This window comes from Saccharomonospora saliphila YIM 90502, from assembly GCF_000383795.1.
In the GTDB taxonomy this organism is placed as follows: Bacteria; Actinomycetota; Actinomycetes; order Mycobacteriales; family Pseudonocardiaceae; genus Saccharomonospora; species Saccharomonospora saliphila.
Genome location: NZ_KB912678.1, coordinates 77,520 through 84,231 on the forward strand (window position 1 = coordinate 77,520; position 6,712 = coordinate 84,231).

The window sequence follows — 6,712 nt, forward strand, 5'->3', positions numbered from 1 at the left end:
GTTCACCGGCGACCGTGGCAGCGCGGTCGCCGCGATGGCCGAGGCGTTCGCGCGGTTCCTGCCCTCCCGGCGCGACCTCGACGGGGTGCTCGGGCTCGGCGGGTCCGGCGGCACGGCGCTGATCACGCCCGCGCTGCGCGCCCTGCCTGTCGGTGTCCCGAAGTTCGTGGTGTCGACCATGGCGGCCGGGGACGTCAGTTCCTACGTCGGCGCGAGCGATATCGCGATGCTGCACTCGGTCACCGACGTCGCGGGGCTGAACCGGATCTCGCGCCGCGTGCTCGGCAACGCCGCGCACGCCCTCGCGGGCGCGTGCGCGCATCCCGTGTCCGCACCCGACGAGCGGCCCGCGGTCGGGCTCACGATGTTCGGCGTCACCACCCCGTGCGTCGACGCCGTGACACAGCGGCTCGGAGATGACTACGACTGCCTCGTCTTCCACGCGACCGGCACCGGCGGCGCGGCGATGGAGAAGCTCGCCGACGACGGACACCTCTCCGCGATCCTCGATATCTCCACCACCGAGGTCTGCGACCTCGTCGCGGGCGGCATCCTCGCCGCCGGTGAGGACCGGCTCGACGCCGTCGCCCGCACCAAGATCCCCTACGTCGGCTCCTGCGGCGCGCTGGACATGGTCAACTTCGGCGCGCCCGATACCGTGCCGCGCCGCTACGCCGATCGGCTGTTCTACCCGCACAACCCGCAGATCACGCTCATGCGCACCACCCCCGACGACGTTCGCGCGATCGGCGAGTTCCTGGCGCGCAAGCTCAACGCGTGCGAAGGCCCTGTCCGGTTCCTGCTGCCCGAAGGTGGCGTGTCCGCGCTGGACGCGCCCGGACAACCGTTCCATGATCCGGACACCGACGCCGTGCTGTTCGAGACCCTGGAACGCGAGGTCCGGCAAACCCCGGACCGGCGGCTGATCCGGTCGTCACGGCACCTCAACGAACCCGGATTCGCCGAGGAGCTGCTGGCGGCGTTCGACGACGTGACGAGGAGGTAGCGTGCCCCGGATCGACAGGCGCGAGCTGCTGGAGAAGTTCACCGCGATGGCCGCGCGCGGCGAGCCGATCGTCGGCGGCGGCGCGGGCACCGGGTTGTCCGCGAAGTGCGAAGAGGACGGCGGGATCGACCTCATCGTCCTCTACAACTCGGGCCGCTTCCGGATGGCGGGCCGTGGGTCGCTCGCCGGCCTGCTGGCCTACGGCAACGCCAACGACATCGTCGTCGACATGGCCGACGAGGTGCTGCCCGTCGTGCGGCGCACCCCGGTGCTCGCCGGTGTCAACGCGACCGACCCGTTCCTCGATACGGACCGGTTCCTGCGCAGGCTGGCCGACCTCGGGTTCTCCGGGGTGCAGAACTTCCCGACCGTCGGACTCATCGACGGCACGTTCCGCGCGAACCTCGAAGAGACCGGCATGGGCTACGCGCACGAGGTGGACATGGTCGCCGCCGCGCGGCGGGCGGACCTGCTCACGACGCCGTACGTGTTCTCCGCCGACGAGGCGCGCGCGATGACCGAGGCCGGAGCCGACATCCTCGTCTGCCACATGGGCCTGACCACCGGCGGTTCGATCGGCGCGGAAACCGCGAGGACGCTCGACGACTGTGTGGCCGCGCTCGATGAATGGGCCGCCGCTGCCCGAGAGATCCGCGACGACGTGCTGGTGCTGTGCCACGGCGGCCCGATCGCCACGCCCGAGGACGCCTCCTCCGTCCTGTCGCGAACCGAGCGCTGTCACGGGTTCTACGGCGCCAGCAGTATGGAGCGGCTGCCCGTGGAACAGGCGCTCACCGCGCGCACCCGCGAGTTCAAGGCGTTGTCGACCGCGAAGGAGAAGTAGATGCCCCGGCCCTACGCCAGCGGAATCGTGCCCGGACACATCGACGAGGTGTGGCGGCGTGTCCGCGACTTCGACGGCCTTCCCGCCTGGCATCCGGCCATCGCGGGCAGCGAGATCGAGCCCGGCCCCGGCGCGGGCGAGGTCGGCGCGGTCCGGCGGTTGACCCTGGCCGACGGCGGAGTCGTGCGCGAGCGGCTGCTCGCCCTCGACGACGTCGACCACAGCTATGCCTACAGCATGCTCGACGGTCCGTTCCCCATCCGCAGCTACGTCAGCACGATCCGGCTCGCCCCGGTCACCGCGACCGGCGACACGTTCGTCGAATGGTGGGCCGACTACGACGCCGACGCCGCCGACGAGGAGAAGCTGACCACCACGTTCGCCGAGGGCGTCTTCGCGACGGGCATCACCGGGCTCGCCAACGGGTGACCACGGCAGCGGCAGTGATCAGAGCTATACAACGGTGTCATTCGGCGGATCAGTTCACCGGCTGGCGATGATGTCGAGAACGATGTGCAGATTGCGCCCCGTCATACCAGGGGCCGTCTTGACACCGAACGCGAAACGGTCGATTGTCGTGGTGGCACGAGCGGTGAGGCTCCGCTCATCACCGGACACTTGCGAGACGTCCAGCGTCACCTGCTGCTTGGCTTCTTTGACAGTCAGCTGACCACGAAGCGTTCCATGATCGCCGGACCACTCGAACCTCTCGCTGACGAACGAGAAGCGTGGATACCTTGTGGCATCGAGGTAGTCCTCCGAGCGAACGTGCTCATCGCGCTTGGCGTTGCCGCTCGCGAACGCAACGGCCGACACTGTGGCCTCCGCAGTGGACTCCTCGACCGGATCCGCCACCGTGATCTTGCCGCCCTCGACGCCGAAGGTGCCGCGTACGCGGATGACTCCGAAGAGCGCTCTGGTCTGGAACGAGATCACCGACCGTTCGGGATCGATGGTGTACACACCGCGGCCGATTTGCTGCCCGTCGATGTCTCCACTGCCCACAGCACTCATTCGTGCTCACCTCCAAAGATGGCAGCACGGAGCATAACACCGCGGGATCATCGCTTTGTGCGACTTAGACGGCCGTCCGGGGCGATTGGCCCCCTACCGGGCCCCTCGATCCCTCCCGGCATTCCCGCGGTCTGCCCGCAGGAACCAGATGGCAGGTGTCAGGGCAGTGGCAGGGGAACTTCGGGCGCACACAGACCCAGCTGACCTGACGGAGGCGGTACCCGGCTCACGGTGGAGATGGTTCCGGGCAACACCAGGCGCGGCTGAGTCCTCCCCCTCATCGACCAGGCCACCGAGCAGCTCGTAACCCCACTGTTCTGTGGCGAAGCGGTACCACCACAGCATTAGCGTGCGCAGCAGCGTCGACACCCTGACTGCCGACGATTACCCCGCGAATACCTCTCCATCCAGGGTGGCTTGGCCTGCTCACCGGAGAACGCCGGCGTCTCCGAGCTCCTTGCCGCCGGCCGGGCCGTTACTGAGGGCGCACTAGCAGAGCGGCTGCCGCGAACAGCGCAGGACGGTGATCTCCCGGACGAGGTCGACACCCGGCACTGGCGCGGTTCGTCATGGTGCTCAGCGAGGGCTTCGAAGTCCACGCCGCGACCGGTGCCGAGCGCGATGACCTCCAATCCGCGGTCGACATCGCGCTGGAATCCGTCACGGCGATCTGCTCGTGACCGATTCCTGTGAAGGACAACCCGTACGTTGCGGCAAGCCGTGTCGGCCAAGCTGCCTGTTCAACAGCAGTGGGCCGGGTCGGACTCGAACCGACGGCCAAGGGATTATGAGTCCCCTGCTCTAACCTACTGAGCTACCGGCCCCCACCGAGCGTCGGCCGCCGTGCGGCACCGGACCCGGCGAGTCGCACTATAGCGCGGACACACACCCCGGCCGTGAGCACCGTCTCCACCCTGCCGGACCTCCCCTCGGGCCCAAGCCGCCGACATCGCCCGGGCGGACGCCCCCGGCGACGGCGAGCGTCGCGCTACCCGCCTCGGGCGATCCGCTAGATCGCGTCTAGCGACCGCGCCCCTCCGTCTCGCGCCTCCAAGGTGAGACGGAAGGGAGGCCCGATGAGCGCGAACGGACCCGCGACCGCGCTGCGGATCGCGGTGATCATCGGTAGTACCAGACCGGGACGCGTGGGCGGCGACATCGCTGACTGGTTCGTCGGCCTCGCACGGCTGAGGGACGAGGTCACCGTCATCGACCTCGCCGACTTCGACCTGACCGGAGCACCGCCCGGCGACACCACGGACGAGTCGCACCGGCTCGCCCGGCTGATCGACGAATCGGACGCCTTCGTCGTGGTGACCCCCGAGTACAACCGCAGCTTCCCGGCCTCGCTCAAGCAGGCGATCGACGCCGCCTACGACGAGTGGCACGCCAAACCCGTCGGCTTCGTCTCCTACGGCTACCGCGCGGGAGGAATCTTCGCGGTCGAGCAGCTTCGAAGCGTGTTCACCGAACTGCACGTGGTGACGATGCGCGACACCGTGCGCATCGACCTGCTCGGCGGCGACAAAGACGCCCCCGAGTGGCCCCGGCCCTGCGACGACGAGACCGCCCGGAGCGTCACGGCGATGCTCGACCAGCTCGTCTGGTGGGGCCGCGCGCTGCGTGCCGCGCGAGCCGAACGCCCCTACGTCACGTGACCTCACGAGAAAGGATGATTGATGAGCACACCTCAGACAGACCTGGCGATCGCCTCGTCAGGTCTGATCAAGAACTTCGGCCGTACCCAGGCGGTGCGCGGCATCGACCTCGAGGTGCCCGCCGGCGTGGTCTACGGCGTGCTCGGGCCGAACGGCGCGGGCAAGACGACCGCGGTACGCATGCTCTCGACGCTGCTGCGCCCGGACGGCGGCGAGGCCACCGTGTTCGGACACGACATCGTGCGCGAGGCGGCCGCCGTGCGCGCCAGGGTCAGCCTCACCGGCCAGTACGCCTCGATCGACGAGGACCTGACGGGCACCGAGAACCTGGTGCTGCTGGGCAGACTGCTCGGCCACCGCAAGCCCGGAGCGCGCAGGCGCGCCGGTGAACTGCTGGAGGCGTTCGGGCTCACCGAGGCCGCGGACCGGCAGGTGAAGAACTACTCCGGCGGCATGCGCAGGCGCATCGACATCGCCGCGAGCATCATCACGACGCCGGACCTGCTGTTTCTCGACGAACCGACCACCGGGCTCGACCCGCGCAGCCGCAACCAGGTGTGGGAGATCGTGCGGATCATCGTGGCCCAGGGCACGACCGTGCTGCTGACCACGCAGTACCTCGACGAGGCCGATCAGCTCGCCTCCCGCATCGCGGTGATCGACCGGGGCCGCGTCATCGCCGACGGCACACCCGGCGAGCTCAAGTCCTCGGTCGGCTCCGGCTCCCTGCACATTCGTCTGCACAGCGCGGCACAACGGCCCGAGGCACAGCGGCTGCTGACCCGCACGCTGGGCGTCGAGGTCCAGCTCGACCCGGAGCCGGTGGGCCTCACCGCACGCCTCCGGGCCGGCGAATCGGACGCGGGCGCGGCCGAGCAGGCGTCGCGCTCCCTGCACGAGCTGGCCGCGGCCGGTATCGCCGTGGACAACTTCTCGCTGGGTCAGCCGAGCCTCGACGAAGTCTTTCTCACTCTCACCGACCACCCGGCCAACCCGGACGAACAGGAGGTGGCGGCATGACGGCCACGCCCCAACAGACCACGACCCACCAGACCACGACCCAGCATCCCCCGAGCCACCAGGAGACGGCTCGGACCACGCCGTATGTGCCCACCAGCGAGCGACTCGGCTCCGTGCTCGCCTCGGGCGAGCAGCCGCACCCGCCGAGCCCGTGGTCGGCGTCGGCGGCCTTCGGCTGGCGGGCGATGCTCAAGATCAAGCACGTGCCGGAGCAACTGTTCGACGTCACCGCGTTCCCGGTCATGATGACGCTGATGTTCACCTACCTGTTCGGCGGCGCGATCGCCGGTTCGACGGGTGATTACCTGCAGTACCTGCTGCCCGGCATCCTGGTGATGAGCATCGTCATGATCACCATGTACACCGGCATCGGCGTCAACACCGACATCGAGAAGGGCGTGTTCGACCGTTTCCGCACGCTGCCGATCTGGCGTCCGTCCGCTTTGGTCGGTGCCCTGCTCGGGGACGTCTGCCGGTACGTGATCGGCTCGGCGGTGATCCTGGCGCTGGGCCTCGTGCTCGGCTTCCGGCCCGAGGGCGGGCTCACCGGGGTGCTGCTCGGCGTCGCGCTGCTGGTGGCGTTCTCGTTCGCGTTCTCGTGGATCTGGACGATGTTCGGTCTGCTGCTCAAAACCGAGAAATCCGTGATGGGCGTGAGCATGATGGTGCTCTTCCCTGCGACGTTCCTGTCCAACGTGTTCGTCGACCCGGCGACGATGCCCGGGTGGTTGCAGGCGTTCGTGGACGTCAACCCGATCGCCCATCTCGTCGCGGCCGTGCGCTCGCTCATGGCCGGAACGCCCGACGGCGGCGAGATCGCGTGGACGCTGGTCTCCGGCGGTGTCCTCCTCGCGATCTTCGGCACGCTGACCATGCGCCTCTACAACCGGAAGTGACCGGGCGGGATCTCCTGGGGCGCCGCGGGTGACTGCGCTCCCGGGCAATCGCAGGCTCACAGCCGCCAGGAGATCCCGTCCGCCGGGTCGTAGCGGCAGTGCGCGCCGGTGGAGATCCTCTCCCGCAGATGTGCGGCGAGTGCCGGATGGCGGGCGTCGAGCTTGCGCAACGTGTCGCGAATGCGCGCGGTCACCGCCTTGCGCGCCCGCTCCGCCTCGTCCCCGAGACGGCGCGTGCGGCCTCCGAGACCGGCGGCGGCCCGCAGCTCGCGCA

Annotated in this window: 8 protein-coding genes, 1 tRNA gene and 1 pseudogene; 6 read left to right on the forward strand and 4 right to left on the reverse strand. The window is 69.2% G+C overall.

Annotated features, from left to right (window positions below; all coding sequences use genetic code 11):
- The 3 genes from SACSA_RS22765 to SACSA_RS0112830 all read left to right on the forward strand — a co-directional run.
- A partial coding sequence (locus SACSA_RS22765; protein WP_048876745.1) for a Tm-1-like ATP-binding domain-containing protein occupies positions 1 to 1,006 on the forward strand: 1,006 nt, incomplete at its 5' end.
- 1 nt (position 1,007) lies between these two features.
- Positions 1,008 to 1,850, forward strand: coding sequence for a phosphoenolpyruvate hydrolase family protein (locus SACSA_RS0112825; RefSeq protein WP_019816331.1), 843 nt, complete (start codon positions 1,008 to 1,010; stop codon positions 1,848 to 1,850).
- Entirely contained in the window at positions 1,851 to 2,279 is a 429-nt protein-coding gene (locus tag SACSA_RS0112830) for an SRPBCC family protein (protein WP_019816332.1), read from the forward strand.
- Between the two features lie 54 nt (positions 2,280 to 2,333).
- Here the strand turns inward: SACSA_RS0112830 and SACSA_RS0112835 are convergent, their stop codons facing one another.
- The 3 genes and pseudogenes from SACSA_RS0112835 to SACSA_RS0112845 form a co-directional block, all read right to left on the reverse strand.
- Positions 2,334 to 2,864: a YceI family protein gene (locus SACSA_RS0112835; protein ID WP_028661831.1), complete on the reverse strand. Its 531-nt coding sequence runs from the start codon at positions 2,862 to 2,864 to the stop codon at positions 2,334 to 2,336.
- Between the two features lie 258 nt (positions 2,865 to 3,122).
- Positions 3,123 to 3,212: pseudogene (locus SACSA_RS26825) on the reverse strand (NUDIX hydrolase); the annotation flags it as partial.
- Positions 3,213 to 3,614: 402 nt separating this feature from the next.
- A tRNA-Ile gene (locus tag SACSA_RS0112845) sits at positions 3,615 to 3,688 on the reverse strand.
- Positions 3,689 to 3,940: 252 nt separating this feature from the next.
- On the opposite strand from SACSA_RS0112845, the gene SACSA_RS0112850 reads away from it, so the two are divergent.
- From SACSA_RS0112850 to SACSA_RS0112860, 3 genes are read left to right on the forward strand one after another with little or no spacing between them, the layout of a single operon-like run.
- Positions 3,941 to 4,522 (forward strand): NADPH-dependent FMN reductase, encoded by a 582-nt coding sequence (locus SACSA_RS0112850; RefSeq protein WP_019816335.1) that lies wholly within the window; start codon positions 3,941 to 3,943, stop codon positions 4,520 to 4,522.
- A gap of 21 nt (positions 4,523 to 4,543) precedes the next feature.
- The gene (locus SACSA_RS0112855; protein WP_019816336.1) at positions 4,544 to 5,542 is read left to right on the forward strand and encodes a daunorubicin/doxorubicin resistance ABC transporter ATP-binding protein DrrA; all 999 of its coding nucleotides are present in this window, start codon (positions 4,544 to 4,546) and stop codon (positions 5,540 to 5,542) included.
- Complete coding sequence (locus tag SACSA_RS0112860) at positions 5,539 to 6,438, forward strand: ABC transporter permease (RefSeq protein WP_019816337.1); 900 nt, start codon at positions 5,539 to 5,541, stop codon at positions 6,436 to 6,438. Before SACSA_RS0112855 ends, SACSA_RS0112860 begins: the two co-directional genes overlap by 4 nt.
- 56 nt (positions 6,439 to 6,494) lie before the next feature.
- Here the strand turns inward: SACSA_RS0112860 and SACSA_RS22770 are convergent.
- The coding region (locus tag SACSA_RS22770; RefSeq protein ID WP_048876746.1) for a hypothetical protein at positions 6,495 to 6,712 on the reverse strand (218 nt) is incomplete at its 5' end.

Bases quoted from the DNA above. Each gene is read 5' to 3' on its own strand.
- SACSA_RS0112855 (WP_019816336.1), top strand. From the start codon at position 4,544: ATGAGCACACCTCAGACAGACCTGGCGATCGCCTCGTCAGGTCTGATC.
- SACSA_RS0112830 (WP_019816332.1), top strand. From the start codon at position 1,851: ATGCCCCGGCCCTACGCCAGCGGAATCGTGCCCGGACACATCGACGAG.
- SACSA_RS0112835 (WP_028661831.1), bottom strand. From the start codon at position 2,864: ATGAGTGCTGTGGGCAGTGGAGACATCGACGGGCAGCAAATCGGCCGC.
- SACSA_RS0112850 (WP_019816335.1), top strand. From the start codon at position 3,941: ATGAGCGCGAACGGACCCGCGACCGCGCTGCGGATCGCGGTGATCATC.
- SACSA_RS0112860 (WP_019816337.1), top strand. From the start codon at position 5,539: ATGACGGCCACGCCCCAACAGACCACGACCCACCAGACCACGACCCAG.